The sequence below is a fragment of the Marinobacter sp. F3R08 genome, from assembly GCF_018860425.1.
In the GTDB taxonomy this organism is placed as follows: Bacteria; Pseudomonadota; Gammaproteobacteria; order Pseudomonadales; family Oleiphilaceae; genus Marinobacter.
Map to the genome: position 1 here is coordinate 471444 of NZ_JAHKPI010000015.1, position 15313 is coordinate 486756.

Sequence of the window (15313 nt, forward strand, 5' to 3'; positions counted from 1 at the left end):
AGCTATCCTCTAATCGATGATGTTATTGTTAATCATCAGTATGAGTTAGCCTCGAATGGCCCACAATCAGGCAATCGGCAACAAAGGGTTCGTGACTGACGAAGGTGTGCGCTAGCATATGCACGTTACCTCTCAGGAGTTTGTTTTATGCGTCGCTTCGATTTCGTCACTCTTCAACTTTTTATTGCTGTGGCAGACGAAGGCCGCCTAACGGCTGCTGCCGAACGGGAGCATCTTGCACTCGCTGCGGTAAGCAAACGTATAAGCGACCTGGAAGAGTTGGTGGGCACTACATTATTTTATCGCCGCCCCAGGGGTGTCGAACTGACCCCAGCGGGCCGCGCGTGTTTGCACCATGCTCGGAATATTCTGGATAACATGGAGCGACTGCAGGCCGAACTAAGCGAATATGGCGAAGGCGTCCGTGGCCACGTGCGAATCCACTCTAATACGTCGGCTATCATTGCGTTTCTTCCGCAGGATCTCAGTGCTTTTTCTCGCCTTTACCCCGAAATTAAAATTGACCTGGAAGAGCGGGTAAGCAGCGATATCATTACCGCTGTGCGCGAAGGACTTACCGATATCGGTATTTTCGCTGGGCATGTGGCGGCGCCTGATCTTCAGCAGGTTTCGTACCGACAGGATCGGCTGGTTTTAATGACCCCCTTTGACCACCCTTTGGCTGGACGTGAAAGCATCGCCTTTAATGAAGCGCTGGCATACGATTTTATTGGCTTGCAGCAGGATGCTTCTTTGCAAGCACTGTTGTATGAGCAGGCTAACCTGGTATCCAAAACACTTCGAATGCGTATCCAGGTACGTAGCTTTGACGCTATTTGCCGCATGATTCACCACGGTATGGGCGTTGGTGTGCTGCCTGAGCGAACGATCTACCGTGATCTGGGTGATTTGCAGCTTAAAAGTATCCCGCTTAGTGATCCTTGGGCGCAGCGCGAATTGGTAATTGGTATGCGTCGGTATACCTCTTTGCATGTCACAGCCCGACACCTAGTGGACCACCTTACTCAGAAGAGCAAGCCAATTAACTCCGAAGAATCATAGGTTCTGATTCAGTGCTGACCGAGCGACATGACCTTTAAGCATCTGGTATTGGCAGGAGGTGTGCCGGGTCATATTTAGTGCAGCCCCAGCATCGGGAGGGCGGCTCCAACCATCGTCTTTAACGAAGGATGCCTTCATCAGTGCCGACTTGAGCCACTTGATTGTTTGCTTCAATATCAAATGAGCCTCGCCTACGAGAGCGAAACGATAAGAGCATTTGAGAAGAATCAAACATCCAATAACAACGTTAGAGATTGATCCTATGCGGAAACAACTGTTTGCCACACTGGCTACTCTTGGAATTTTAACGACGACCCCCCTCGCTTTAGCAGCCCCGATCGAAATTCAGGTTAATAACACCATGAGTGAAGGCGGATCGGAAAGCGCTGCGGTAGAACGCTTCGCTGAATATTTAGAAGAGCAGGCCCCGGGCCGCTTTGAGGTGCGCCCCTTTTTAGCGGGGTCGCTGGGCGGCGAGAACGCTATCTTGGAATTACTCAACCTTGGCCAAACCCAGATTGCACTAACCGCCGGTAACTGGCGTCAGCAGTATGCACCTGAGTATGACGTTATCTCTGTTCCTTTTGTTTTCACTACTTGGGATGAAGTGGACGCCTATATGGAGAGTCCTTCGGGTCAAGCGATGATCAAGCAAGGGGAGAGCAGAGGGGGCTTCACATATTTAGGTACCCAGCACCGCGGTCCGCGGCACATGACGGCCGACAAGGCCATTGATTCGCCAGATGATCTCCAGAGCTTCCGCTTGCGCTTGCCTGCGCTGCCAGTGTGGATGGAAGTTTGGAAGGAAGTTGGTGCTCAAGTGGTGAACGTTCCAGCGCCAGAAATTTATCTCGCCATGCAAACGGGCCAAGTTGACGGACATGAGAACTCGCTCTCTTCACCCTACACTCGCCGCCTCTGGGAAGTGCAGGATTACGTTATTATGACTAGTCACGTGCAGTATCCATGGGCTTGGGTAGCGAGTACGCGTTGGTGGAGTGGTTTGGAAGAGACGGATCAGAAGCTGATTAAGGAGGCCGTCGAAGTGGCCCGCCAATTTGGCTCTGATCGGGAAAAAGAACTCGACGATTTTTACCTGGAAGAGTTGCAGGATAAAGGTATGACCGTTATCCGGCCTGACGTTGAGCCTTTCCGTAAAGCCGCGTTACCCGCAATTGATCGTGTGATGTCCGAAATGAAAGACGGCGTACGCGACGATGCGCTGGGTGACGAAAGCGAGTAATACACGGTTGGAATGAATAGCGTCGGCCTATAAAGGGTCGTCGCTGTGTTTCCATAAGAGGCAAAAACGTTAGTTATAGTCTGGGGAATTATCCTGTGTATAACGCTGTAATGCCCAAAAGTGGGCCAGATCGTATTGTTTTTTATACGCTGCGCTGGGTAACCCGTCTATGTGACGGGATTGGTGTGGCGTTGATGGTCGCCATGCTACTACTGATTGTGGCGTCCGTAATTGCCCGTGACTTGGTAGCAGCGGGCATGCCCTGGACCGAAGAGATGGCGCCTATGTTGGCCATCTACGCGATTGGTTTTGGGGCAATATCCGCTTGGGTGCGAAGCGAGCATCTTGTTGTTGATTTGTTTAGCAATAGGCTGTCTGGGTTTGCTAAAAATATGCAGTATCGACTCACTGCACTGATCTCCGTCGGCTTTTTCTCTCTCGGCGCCTGGGGCGCATGGATTATGTCGGCTGTGAGCTCCAATAATACCACTGTGTCTCTTGGTATTAGTTTCAGCTATCTCTACTACGGTATCTTTTTTAGTTTTGTGGGCATAGCGCTGATAGCTGTGTGGCAGACCCTGCGTGGTCCGGTAGCGTGGTTGGAATCGCATCATGAAGAAGAGGTGGATTAGCCGTGACTGAACTCCTGATTTTTGTCGGTGGGTTGCTAGTTCTCATGGTGATTGGCTTACCCGTTGTTGTTGCCATTGGTGTGACTTCGTTCATTGCTTTAATGGTTACAGGTACGGGCAGTTTGCCTGTGGAGCTGTTGCCCTTAAAAATGGTTCAAACGCTTAATAACTTTACGCTGCTGGCCATTCCGTTGTTTATTTTGGCAGCTAATATCATGAATATTGGCTCTACCACTACGCGTATATTTGACTTTGCCACGGCACTAGTCGGCTTTACCAAAGGTGGCTTGGGTCACGCTAACGTAGTTGCGAGCTCAATTTTTGCGACCATGTCAGGCACTGCTGTGGCCGACGCTGCCGGGCTTGGTAGTATTGAAATCAAAGCGATGAAAGAGCGCGGCTATGAGCTTGGTTACTCTACGGGTATAACCGCAGCATCCAGTGTAATCGGGCCAATACTGCCGCCCAGTATTGCGCTGGTAGTCTACGGCTGGTTAGCCAACGTTAGTATTGGCGGATTGTTTATGGCAGGTCTGCTGCCAGGCATCCTAATGGCGCTGCTGCTGATGGGTATGACCGTATTTCTAGGCGCAACCGGTAGGGTAGTGATGCCCAAGCCTACTCCGTTCGATGCAAAAGAAGTCGTGCGCACCGGTAAGCTGGCAATCTTGCCGTTGATGATGCCTGCGATAATCGTTGGCGGCATCTGGGGCGGCATCTTCACTCCCACAGAGGCGGGTGCTATCGCTTCGCTTTACGCGGCGATTTTGGGTGGGCTGATCTACCGTGAATTGAAGTGGCGAGATCTGTTTGACGCGTTCAACCGCACTTTGATGTTTAGTGCTGTTATCCTGCTGATCATTGCTGTATCCAGCTTTTACGGTTGGATACTGGTCCGTATGGGTATCCCTCAGGCGTTGGCAGGTCAGGTCGCGAGCATCGATATGCCCACGATTATGCTGCTGATATGTTTTGCCCTGTTCTTCTTGCTGATTGGCTGCTTTATGTCGGTGATCGAAAGCATCCTGATTTTTACCCCGATTGTCGTACCAGCAGCGCTTAGCGCTGGGCTAGACCCCGTGCACTTCGGCATTGTCATGGTGATCGCGCTTTCGGTGGGAGTCATCACTCCGCCGTTTGGTACAGTACTATTCTTGATGGTGAGCATTACAAGGCTGCGCTATGGCCAGGTGGTCAAGGCTATAATGCCTTTCCTGCTGCCAATTATCGCTACGATCTTGCTGCTAATCGCTGTTCCGGGTCTAGCCACGTGGCTGCCCCACGTCATGGGCTACTAATCAACCTCCATCCCCCTCTTTTTTCTTTGGTTAGTCACGCCAGGGCGGCCGTTGCGGGCCAAGAGGGGGTTCCCGCTGTCCACGGACCGTTGTAGACGGCTGACAAGCCTCGATCCTGAACTGCAGTTCTATCTCGCATTTCGGGACTATAGAATTGCCCGCCAATGCAGTCGAAGATGTCTGATAGCCCCTCGCTCCGGTTGCGGTAATACTGGTGGTGATCTCGTTCCCGTTTGAGTATTCAAAAAACACTTGCAGGCAGCGATGTCTTTAAAGTAGCTGGCGGCGCTAATGTAATTCATCAGTGGTTAGAGTCGAGATACTGCTGATAACCTCAGTTGTTCCGGTCCGGCCGCAAAATCAACGCGATTCCTCAAGTGGCCATCGTCACAGCTCAGATCACTCCAGGCTGAACCTGACGGTGGTGCGCAGATGTGTGGGGTTAAGGTAGTGAGGTACGATGATTCATTAACTCTGTTCGATGTTGGCATCGGATAAAGGTGCAGGAGCTTCGTGAGTAATGCTGTGAATTGAAGGATGGTCTTATAGGGTGGGATAGGGAGCGTCGCGTGTAAGCGGTTTGGCAAGGTTATGGTTCGTCTTCACAGGTGTTGCAGGGACGGGTGAGGTGATATCACGTACTCCTCCGCACACAGGCATATCCAAGAGGTATGCGAGACGGGTGTGGGAAAGGTAGCTTTCCAGAAACAACAAAGCCCGGCTCTTTCGAGACCGGGCTAAGTGTTTGATAAATCTGGTCGGGACGGTAGGATTTGAACCTACGACCCCTTGCACCCCATGCAAGTGCGCTACCAAGCTGCGCTACGCCCCGATTCACTGTTCGCCACCCAGAAAGTTGAGAGTATTCTCAGTGGCTTAGCGGGAGCGAAGTCTACACCAGCCCATTGAAAAAATAAACAACCTGCGGCGATTTTGATGTCAGTTTCTCAGCGGAGCTTGGTCTCCCGGAGTTTCAGGACAAACTCGGGCGGTTCGAAGCTATCTGACCGGGCGATTTCCCAGTATTTATCAAACACCGGAAGGCCGGTCTTGCCGTCAAGAAGGGCGCCGGGTTCAAGGAAGGAAAACAGTCCCATATAGGACTCGACTTCATTCCTGGAGATCCGTCGGACGATATGCTCGGGGCCGAGTTCTGAGGGGTGGCCCAGGCCAGAGGCTTCGAGCAGATTCTGGAGTGCATCCAGAGTGTTTTTGTGGAAGTTGTATACGCGCTGACTCTTGTCTTCAACGTCAAGCTTGTTGCCGCGTCTGGGATCCTGAGTGGCAACTCCGCTTGGACAGCGTCCGGTATGGCAATTGAGCGCCTGAATGCAGCCCAATGCGAACATATAGCCTCGGGCAGCATTGCACCAGTCAGCGCCCAGTGCCAGGGTGCGCGCAATATTAAAGGCCGAGGTAATCTTGCCAGCTGCGCCGATGGCAATATCTTCGCGAAGGTTGGTGCCCACCAGTGTGTTATGAACCAGCAGAAGCGCCTCGGTCATCGGCATGCCGAGCCGGTTAATGAATTCCAGAGGCGCTGCGCCAGTACCTCCCTCGCCCCCATCCACAACAATGAAGTCGGGCTTTCTGCCGGTCTCCAGCATGGCTTTAACGATGGCAAACCATTCCCAGGGGTGACCGATGGCCAGCTTGATTCCTACAGGCTTGCCTCCGGACAGTTTTCTCAACCGATCAATGAATTCCAGCATCCCGACCGGGGTGGAGAATGCCGAATGGCTGGCAGGAGAAATGCAGTCCTCCCCGACAGAGATGCCTCTCGCTTCGGCGATCTCGGGTGTTACCTTGGCGCCAGGCAAGATGCCCCCATGACCGGGCTTGGCGCCCTGAGATAGTTTGAGCTCTATCATTTTCACCTGATCCAGAGCGGCATTCTCTCGAAACATGTCTTCGTTGAACGAGCCATCTTTATGGCGGCAACCAAAATAGCCAGAGCCAATCTCCCAGACCAGGTCGCCACCGGCTTGGCGGTGGTAACGGGAAATAGAGCCCTCTCCGGTATCGTGGTAGAAGCCCCCCATTCGGGCCCCGGTATTCAGGCTGAGAATGGCATTGGCTGAAAGCGAGCCGAAGCTCATGGCAGAGATATTGAACACGCTGGCACTATAGGGTTTGTCACAATTCTTTCCGATCAGTATCCGGAAATCGCTGTTTGAAAGGCGGGTCGGGACCAGAGAGTGATTCATCCACTCGAAGCCTTCATCGTACATGCTCAGCTGCGAGCCGAATGGGCGCTTGTCGAGAACATTTTTGGCGCGTTGATAAACGATCGTGCGCTGTTCTCTTGAGAATGGCCGTTCTTCGGTATCTGACTGGATGAAGTATTGCCGGATCTCGGGACCGATGGATTCGAGCAGATACCGGACGTTGGCCATGATCGGGTAGTTACGGCTAACGGTGTGTTTTCGCTGAAGAAGGTCGTAGGTTCCGAGTGCGGCAAAGGCACCAAAAAATGCCGGGAAGAGATAGCTCGCGTCCAGGGTCAGAGCCAGAGCCAGCGAGATAAAAAAGCCCGCAATACTCAAGGCGTAGACAGTATAGCGAAGCGGAATGGTCTTGGTTTTCTCCATGGGTTCCTCTGAGTCCTGTAAAAGCTGGGCGATCGTGATGATGCTTGAGTATAACCGCACCTATATAGATCTCTAATCGATTGATTGCCGCTCTGGCTGGCCGGGCACGTTGTTTGATCTATGCTTTAGTCTGCTATCGCAAAAATACTGCGCTTTGATGTTTTGAGTTCAAAACATTATCATGACGCGCTTGTAACGTTTGAAAATCCGATTCTGAATAAACGACTTACCAAATCAGGAGGCGCCATAACGTGGGCGAGGTAGTTAAAGACGAATATCAGACGGACTACGTGGCCGGCCAGGACAATATTACGCCGTTCGGGCTGGATCTCCACGCACCGGTATTTCCGATTACGGCGATACTGGTTGTTGTGTTCGTGATAGGCACCCTGATGTTTCCCGGGCAGGCAAAAGAACTGCTTGATGGGGCAAAATGGGACATTATCGCGACGTTTGACTGGTTTTTCCTGATCAGTGCCAACATCTTTGTGGTGGTGTGTCTGGCCTTGATTGTTCTGCCGATGGGTAAAATCCGTATCGGCGGTCAGGATGCCAAACCCGAGTTTTCCACTCTGTCATGGTTTTCCATGCTCTTTGCCGCGGGCATGGGTATTGGTCTTATGTTCTGGGCGGTTGCTGAGCCTGTCGCATACTACACAGGCTGGTACGAGACGCCATTCAACGTTGCGGCCAACACGCCTGAGGCCCGTAATATGGCCATGGGCGCAACCATGTATCACTGGGGTCTGCACCCGTGGGCCATTTATGCGGTCGTGGCTCTCTCCCTGGCGTTTTTTGCCTTCAACAAAAACATGCCGCTGACTATCCGCTCGGCTTTCTTCCCATTGCTGAAAGACAAGGTCTGGGGCTGGCCTGGTCACATCATTGATGTTCTTGCCGTTGTAGCCACCATCTTTGGTCTCGCGACGTCACTCGGTTTCGGTGCGCAGCAGGCGGCCTCCGGTTTGAACTACCTGTTCGACACAGGTGGCGGAACCAATGTCCAGATGGCGATTATTGTTGGTGTTACCGCCTGTGCACTGATTTCAGTACTTCGTGGCCTTGATGGCGGTGTAAAAGTACTGAGTAACATCAACATGGGCCTGGCGGGACTGTTGTTGTTCTTTGTTATTTTTGCTGGTCCGACAATGACTGTGCTGGAAACCCTTTGGGTAACCTCGTCCAGCTATGTTGGCAACGTGTTGCAGTTGAGTAATCCTTTTGGTCGTGAAGACGAAGCCTGGTTCCAGGGCTGGACTGTCTTTTACTGGGCATGGTGGATCTCCTGGTCACCGTTCGTAGGTATGTTTATCGCCCGCGTATCGAAAGGCCGCACGGTGCGTGAATTTGTCACTGCAGTACTTATCGTTCCGACCGTCATTACCGTAGTCTGGATGAGCACCTTTGGTGGCTCGGCCCTGGAGCAAATTCAGGAAGGTATTGGTGAACTGGCTGCGAACGGTCTGACGGAAGTCTCGCTGGCCATGTTCCAGATGTTTGCAAATCTGCCGCTGACCGGAATCCTGTCGTTCGTCGGTATTATTCTGGTACTGGTGTTCTTTGTGACCTCCTCAGACTCCGGCTCGCTGGTTATTGACAGCATTACTGCTGGTGGCAAGACCGACGCCCCGACAGCTCAACGCGTTTTCTGGGTAGTTGCTGAAGGTGCGATCGCTGCCGCACTGATCTTCGGTGGCGGTGAAGATGCCCTGGGTGCTATTCAGGCGACCGCAATCAGCGCGGGTCTGCCGTTTACGGTGGTTCTGCTCATTATGACCTGGGGGCTGCTCAAGGGCCTCAGCCATGAGCGTCAACTCCTGATCGCGAGAGGTGAGCTCACCTGAAGGTGGACTGAAACGAAAAACCGGGGCTTCGGCCCCGGTTTTTTTGTGTCTGGTTGGTGGATCTCAGAAGCTGGCGAACTTCTCCATGGCGAAACGGGATCGTTCCAGTGGCGTAAAGTGTGGCCGCTTGAGCGCTTCGATTGTCCGGAGACGGGGCAATAAACCCTTGCCGTTCGCCATCTGGATGGCAAGCCCCGGCCTGGCATTCAGTTCCAGTAGCAGCGGGCCTTCATTGGCATCTACCACCAGATCCACGCCCATATAGCCCAGCCCTGTGGCTTCATAGCATCGTGACGCCATTTCCAGCATTTCGTCCCACGCTTCGATCTGGATATTCTCCAGTGCCAGACCGGTGTCCGGGTGCAATGTAATGGGACGGTTGAACTGAACGGCATTCAGGCTTCTTCCTGAGCCTATATCCAGGCCAACACCGACTGCCCCCTGGTGCAGGTTGGCCTTGCCGTCTGATGCGGTTGTCGCAAGCCTGAGCATGGCCATAACGGGGTAGCCCCGGAAAACAACGATCCGGATGTCGGGAACGCCCTGATGAGAATACCTGGCCAGGGAAGGCGCAGACTCGACAAGATTCTCGACGATGGCGACATCGGGTGTGCCTGCCAGCGAATAGAGTCCGGCGAGAATGTTTGTCAGGTGGCGTTCAAGGAATGACGAATCCACTCGCGAGCCAGAGGCCTTGATGTAGTCTTCCCCATCACGCCCGGTAATGACGGTTATGCCTTTGCCGCCAGAACCTTTTGCTGGCTTTATGGCAAACCCCTCCAGGTCTTCTGCCATCTCGCGAAAGTGCGATATTTCGTGCTGCTGGCGCACAATCTGAAGAAGTCTTGGGGTTTTTACACCGTACTCAGCAACCACCAGTTTGGTTTTCAGCTTGTTATCTACCAGCGGGTAGGAGGAGCGCTCATTGTACCGGGCAATGTAATCGACATTGCGCTGGTTCATATTGAGCATTCCCAGCCTCTTGAGTGTTCGCGGCGCTATCCAGTTCATATCAGTCGTATGCCTTCATCGGCGTGAAGCGCCTCAGTTCGCTGAGTTTGTAACCGGTGTACTGGCCCATCAGCAGGATCAGACCGAGAATAACGAGGTGCAGCTCAGGGAAGTTAAAGGTGAGATGGCCTGCCAGCGGGGCACTCATAAGGAGATAGGCACAGATCGCGACGAACAGGCTGCCGGCACCCTGAACCAGAACTTCATGAGCGCCTTCTTCTTCCCACAGGATGGACATGCGCTCAATTGTCCAGGCAATAATAACCATCGGGAAAAAGGTTACCGTCATGCCTGTGTTGAATCCCATCTGATAGCCGATGATACTCAGGCCGGCCGTGATGAAAATCACGAGAATGATCAACGCGGAGATCCGCGATACCAGCAAAAGGTTGAGGCTGGAAAGGTAGCCGCGCATCAGCAGGCCAATGGCTACGACTGACAGGAAGGCAATCAGACCCGGTACCAGTGTGGTCTGGACGAAGGCCACAGCGATCAGTACTGGCATGAAGGTGCCAGAGGTACGAATGCCTATCACAATCCGCATGAAGGCCACCATGAGGGCACCGAGCGGTAACAGTAACAGCATCCGGAACATGCTTTGTTCTTCGATTGGCAGCTCGTAAAAGCTCAGAAAGCCAAGACCACCCGAGGCCGATTCCATGGTTGCCAGCTGCAAGGCGGGTACCGTCTGCCTGAGCATGGAGAAGCGTACGTCGGAGTTTTCTCCGCCAACCACGTCGAGCAATGACGTTGAGCCCTGACGCCATAGAAGGAGGTGGTCAGGTACTCCCTGCTCGCCTGTTGTCGGATTGAACGTAAGCCACTGTTCGCCGTTGTAAATCTGCAGATAAGGCATCAGCTGTTGCCGGCGACGGGCATCTTCGAGTCTCAGGCCATCGGCAATTCTGGCGGCGATGCCACTGTGATTCAGCATGTCGACCAGAAGATCCAGATAGTTTTCTTCCGATACCAGTAACGTTGTGTTCTGCGTCCGGGTGTCCGGCTGCATCAGTCGGATCAGCTCGCGGGTCATGCTTTCTGGTGTGCTTGATCTGGCGTTGGCCTGATCCAGAATTTCCTGAACGGCGGTTGCCTGAGGTTCTTCCCAGAAAGTTCTGGGGGTATTCGGTTCGCGGGCCGGGATCGACGACTGGGCATTTGGATCCGGAATGAACTGGGCTTTGAAATAGAGAGTTTGCGGGCCGGAGGCTTCTCGCTTGCTCCACTCTGCACGGCGGCTGCCTGAACTATCAATGATGGAGAAACCGTAGCCAGGCGATGCTGCCTGTTCGGTAAGAATGCGAAATCCCGGAGGCTGTTCGGGAATGTTGAGGCTGGCCAGCACAGGACCGTCGCCAGCGTCGAAATCAATTCTGGCTTCAATCATCCAGACCGGGCGTTGCTCTCCTGTCAGCCAGGGAATCCCAAGTTCAATATGCCTCCAGACGGCAAGAGAGATGCCGGCGGTAATCAGGAGGAGGACAGCGATGTAAAACGGCAGGCGAGAGCGGCTGGTCACGATTCGTTCCCATTGCTTTTGCGGATGGACTCGGGGAGATCGGTGGCGTATTCCTTGCCAACGTCTATCAACATCACGTCGCGCAGAATGTTCCGCCCGATCAGAACTTCGTAGGTCAGGTTGGTTCGGTCGGCCAGGGTGAACTCGGCTACCTGTTGATGGTCGCCGATAAAGAACTGAAGCTCAACCACGACCCGGCGCTCTGCTTCTTCCGCGCTGGCCTGAATGACGCGAACCCGGCGGGAGATCTCCTTTTCCAGTGTCACGAAGGTGTCAGTTCCCGGAACCGGTACATCAAACCGAACCCAGTTGTTGCCGTCCCGCTCGAACCGGGTAATGTTGCGTGCGTCGATCGAGGAGGTCTCGGCACCACTGTCAATACGGGCCTTGTAGATCAACTCTGGACCGGTCAGATAGAAATTTTCCACTTCGCCGACTATGACTTTACCCCTGAGGCGGTCGGCCCGGCCTTTCGATGTCTCAGCCGCAGAACACTGGTTCTGGATCCGCACTGGCGGACACTCCGGTTTTTCAACCTGGGTGGCGATTGCATCCAGTATGGTTTGCGTTGTGGTTTGGTTCTGGGCGATGACCTGTTCATGCCGAACGGCTGCGTTTTCCTCCATGGTAACGAGAGTCGCGCGTTGGCTCTTCATGGATGTACCGAGTTCCTTCAGGTCATGTTTGGGAACCATGAAATAGCGGTCCGCCGAACACCCCGCCAGCAGAAAAATCCCTGCGAGTGTGGTTACGGAGAGCTTAGGCAGTCCAGCCCGAAAACAGTTCAAACCCATGAAAAACCCCTGAGCTGGCAGACTGTCACGCCCGAGTTTGGAGGGCTTTGACGGTCTGTGCGTGTGAAATAGGCGTAATAAGGAGGCGAAGTATACAGCATCTCACCTGTGTGTTTGATTTACAGATGGTTAAGGGGAGCGCGGTGATTAGCGTGAAAGTATATTCCCTTCACCCAGAACCGTTTCTGAACGAAGGTATTCCTGAATCAGGGGAGAGCAGTTGAGGTAAAACAGTAACAGCTCGCGTTGTACGTCCTGATCCTGGATGCGAGCCGCATAACTGATCAGTTCCCGGATAACCTCGTCGCTTCCGTTTTCGTTTGAAGGCACTCCGAAATTTTTGCCATACCGGGCCTTCAGCAGGTTGGTCAGGCGCTCAAGATGAAATTCACCGGTATGGGTGATATGAGGGCGCATTGTGAATGACGCGCTGTCGACGTTTGGTCGCTGGTCGAACAGGCCTGAATGGTTTTCTTGCCGGCAGCCGTCATCATGGAGAAACTCCGCTTCCAGTTTTCGCCACAATTCTTTAAGCATGATCGGTCGTCCGTTCTGATCTGTTTCTGGCCCGGCAGGTGGTTAACAAAAGGTAATAACTGCGTGTCAGTTACCCATTTTAACCTTGTAGACGATATTACGTTGGGCGTCCATAGGCAGATGACCGCGCATTCAGTTATTGCCAAGCAGTCGTGGTCCCTGTCCGCACTTCTGAATAGACCGACAGGGTCCCGGGGAAAAGGTTCCGTTCCTGGGTTAGACTGTTCTGCAGCTGGAATATCCAGACCGTTTACAAACCACGGATACCCAACAGGAGAAGTACGCGGTGCCTGAAGCCGTCACAGAATTGATGTTGTCCCGGCCCGACCTGATGGCTGGGTTGATGGTTGCGTTGTTTATGGCGGCCATTGTTATGTCTGCTTTTCTGGCGAAAGCCGTTGCCGAGAAACGCAAACGTGCTCTTGAGCTGGCGGCGCTGGAAGCTTCAAGAGCAACCACCGAAAAAGCCCTGATTGACGCCGAACACGAGCAAGCTATGGAGGCCCAGCGCAGGGAGCAGCTTGAACTGGTGCTTTCGAACCTGCGCGACAAAGCCGGCCGTCTTGAACCGGACATCGAGCATTGGCGGCAACACGCATCCGGTCTTGAAAGCAGGCTTGCAGGTCTCGAATCAGATCTGGAAGGCCGCAAACAACGACTGGGACAGCTTGAGACTGAGCGCCAGATGCTTCAGGTGAGGGTTGACGACGCTTCAAGGGAGCTGGGCGAGGCTCGGGTTGCGTTGCGGGAACAGGAAGTGACGATCGAAAAGGAGCGCCGGTCCGCCAGTGAAAAGCTGGAGCTGCTTGAGCGTAATCGTGATGCCTTGAAACAGGAGTTCGAAAACCTTGCCAACAAGATTTTCGAGCAAAAGAATGAGCGGTTCAGTCAACAGACCAGAACCAGCCTGGACACTTTGCTGAGTCCGTTCCGTGACCAGTTGCAGGATTTCAGGAAGCGTGTTGAGGACGTATACACGACGGAAACCCGGGACCGTCAGGCCTTGCGGAGTGAAATCAAGTCGCTGCAGGATCTGAACCGCCAGATTACCGAGGAAGCATCCAATCTGACCCGCGCGCTGAAGGGAGACAAGAAGGTACAGGGAAACTGGGGTGAGTTGATCCTGGAACGGGTGCTGGAAAAGTCCGGTTTACGAAAAGGAGCGGAGTACGATACCCAGGGCAGTTATCGGGACGCTGATAACCAGCTGTTCCGGCCGGATGTCATCGTGCATCTGCCGGACAACCGTAACCTGATTATCGATTCCAAAGTCTCACTGGTAGCTTATCAGCAGTGGATAACGGAGGATGAGGATTCTGCGGTAAAACAGGATGCGTTAAAACAGCATGTTGAGGCTGTGAGAAATCATATCCGTACCCTCAGTGAAAAGGACTACAGCCAGCTCAATGGTCTGCACTCTCCGGACTTTGTGTTGTTGTTCATGCCGATAGAACCCGCTTTTGTGGCAGCATTTCAGCAGGACGAGAACCTCTTCGCAGAAGCCTTTGAGCGAAAGATTATTGTGGTAACTCCAACCACCCTGTTGGCCACGCTGAGAACGATCGAAAATATCTGGCGTTACGAACGCCAGAGTCAGAACGCGCGGCGAATCGCTGAGCGCGCCGGCGCGGTTTATGACAAACTTAGAGTGTTTGTAGAAGCGATGGAACGCCTGGGCAGCCAGTTGCATACTGCCCAGGGATCCTACGATTCCGCCATGAATACTCTGACTCGCGGACGCGGCAACCTGATTTCCCAGGCGAACCGCTTTGTCGAGCTTGGCGTTCGGGTGAAGAAAGAATTGCCAAAAGGCATTATGGATCAGGCTGAAGTCGATGCCGGTGAAGAATCGGATAACACTGAAGACAACGAAATGGACACACAAGATCAGGCGATTGGTGCAGATAACCAGCAGGAGTAAATGCCATGGCAGTATCATTTGGAACATATCGCCGCTTTGCCCGGGGAGCCGTTCTGGCTTCCATTTTCCTGGCTGGCCCGGCCTTTGCGCTGGCACCGGAGCATGAAACCCGCAGGCTCATGCTGGCCACTGAAGAGGCCGTAATGGCTGAGAACTGGGGGGATGCCGCTGAGTATCTGAACCGGTTGCAACAACTGGAAGGCGAAAAACCGGCCGACTATTACTTTTACCGGGGCAGGGTGATGTTGCAGTCCTCTCACCTGAATGAAGCTCAGTCGGCTCTGGAAACCTACGTCAGCCAGGTCGGAACTGAGGGGCCTCACTATCAGGAATCCCTGAAGCTGATTACCTCGATCGAAAAGACCAGAAAGGAAAGTGCTCTGGCACCCCAGAGTGCCGGAGAGAGCGAGCGGGTGGCGGTTATCGAGCCTGCAGGTGATGGCCGTGTTGACTCCCTTCGCAAACTGTACCTCGCCGATTCAGATCGTGAGGCCTTGACGTTGCATATCAACAGCCTGCTGGAGTTGGCCGGGTGGCGCCGTGATAAGGCGGTCGTAAGGTTGGATCGGCCCGCAGAGGTTGAATATCGTCTTGGCACCCAGGGCGATGAACTGCAGATTCAGGAAATCAGACGGACTGAAGATGGCCGGATACTGCGTAGCACAGAGCAGATGTCGGTATTTGGTATCAACCCGAAGGTTGAATGGCGTTGCGAAGCGACGGTATCTACCTGCTGGGTTTACGACCCGCGGGACGGTTCCCGCCTGCTGCAGCTGGCTGAAAACAGGGACCGGGCAGAAGAAATCGCTGAGACTCTGGGGCACCTGATTCGCACGGTACAGGCGCCCTCCGGGTCCTGAT

General features: G+C 53.5%; 12 protein-coding genes and 1 tRNA gene. 7 read left to right on the forward strand and 6 right to left on the reverse strand.

The window, feature by feature from the left end; genetic code table 11:
* Window positions 1-147: 147 nt before the first annotated feature.
* The 4 genes from KO499_RS11240 to KO499_RS11255 all read left to right on the forward strand — a co-directional run bounded on the left by KO499_RS11240 (window position 148) and on the right by KO499_RS11255 (window position 4235).
* Complete coding sequence (locus KO499_RS11240) at window positions 148-1062, forward strand: LysR family transcriptional regulator (RefSeq protein ID WP_215983824.1); 915 nt, start codon at window positions 148-150, stop codon at window positions 1060-1062.
* Window positions 1063-1324: 262 nt separating this feature from the next.
* Complete coding sequence (locus KO499_RS11245) at window positions 1325-2305, forward strand: TRAP transporter substrate-binding protein (RefSeq protein ID WP_215983825.1); 981 nt, start codon at window positions 1325-1327, stop codon at window positions 2303-2305.
* Window positions 2306-2400: 95 nt separating this feature from the next.
* The gene (locus KO499_RS11250; protein ID WP_215983826.1) at window positions 2401-2937 is read left to right on the forward strand and encodes a TRAP transporter small permease; all 537 of its coding nucleotides are present in this window, start codon (window positions 2401-2403) and stop codon (window positions 2935-2937) included.
* Window positions 2938-2939: 2 nt separating this feature from the next.
* Window positions 2940-4235, forward strand: a complete 1296-nt coding sequence (locus tag KO499_RS11255) for a TRAP transporter large permease (RefSeq protein ID WP_215983827.1) — start codon at window positions 2940-2942, stop codon at window positions 4233-4235.
* Between the two features lie 755 nt (window positions 4236-4990).
* Here KO499_RS11255 and KO499_RS11260 read toward each other — a convergent pair.
* Window positions 4991-5067: transfer RNA gene (locus KO499_RS11260), tRNA-Pro, on the reverse strand.
* 115 nt (window positions 5068-5182) lie between these two features.
* On the reverse strand, window positions 5183-6826 hold the full coding sequence (locus KO499_RS11265; protein ID WP_215983828.1) for an FMN-binding glutamate synthase family protein: 1644 nt from the start codon (window positions 6824-6826) through the stop codon (window positions 5183-5185).
* 251 nt (window positions 6827-7077) lie between these two features.
* On the opposite strand from KO499_RS11265, the gene KO499_RS11270 reads away from it, so the two are divergent.
* A complete protein-coding gene (locus KO499_RS11270; RefSeq protein WP_215983829.1) occupies window positions 7078-8670 on the forward strand; it encodes a BCCT family transporter in 1593 nt (530 codons plus the stop codon).
* Window positions 8671-8733: 63 nt separating this feature from the next.
* Here KO499_RS11270 and KO499_RS11275 read toward each other — a convergent pair whose 3' ends face one another.
* The 4 genes from KO499_RS11275 to KO499_RS11290 all read right to left on the reverse strand — a co-directional run bounded on the left by KO499_RS11275 (window position 8734) and on the right by KO499_RS11290 (window position 12531).
* Window positions 8734-9681: an alpha-L-glutamate ligase-like protein gene (locus tag KO499_RS11275; protein ID WP_215983830.1), complete on the reverse strand. Its 948-nt coding sequence runs from the start codon at window positions 9679-9681 to the stop codon at window positions 8734-8736.
* Between the two features lies 1 nt (window position 9682).
* On the reverse strand, window positions 9683-11200 hold the full coding sequence (locus KO499_RS11280) for an inactive transglutaminase family protein (RefSeq protein ID WP_215983831.1): 1518 nt from the start codon (window positions 11198-11200) through the stop codon (window positions 9683-9685).
* Window positions 11197-11895, reverse strand: coding sequence for an ATP-dependent zinc protease (locus KO499_RS11285; RefSeq protein WP_228339879.1), 699 nt, complete (start codon window positions 11893-11895; stop codon window positions 11197-11199). The genes KO499_RS11280 and KO499_RS11285 overlap by 4 nt, the downstream gene beginning before the upstream one ends.
* Before the next feature lie 246 nt (window positions 11896-12141).
* The gene (locus KO499_RS11290) at window positions 12142-12531 is read right to left on the reverse strand and encodes a hypothetical protein (RefSeq protein WP_215983833.1); all 390 of its coding nucleotides are present in this window, start codon (window positions 12529-12531) and stop codon (window positions 12142-12144) included.
* A gap of 496 nt (window positions 12532-13027) precedes the next feature.
* On the opposite strand from KO499_RS11290, the gene rmuC reads away from it, so the two are divergent.
* On the forward strand, window positions 13028-14452 hold the full coding sequence (gene rmuC, locus KO499_RS11295) for a DNA recombination protein RmuC (RefSeq protein ID WP_228339917.1): 1425 nt from the start codon (window positions 13028-13030) through the stop codon (window positions 14450-14452).
* Window positions 14453-14457: 5 nt separating this feature from the next.
* A complete protein-coding gene (locus KO499_RS11300; RefSeq protein ID WP_215983834.1) occupies window positions 14458-15312 on the forward strand; it encodes a hypothetical protein in 855 nt (284 codons plus the stop codon).
* The last annotated feature ends 1 nt before the right edge of the window (window position 15313 follow it).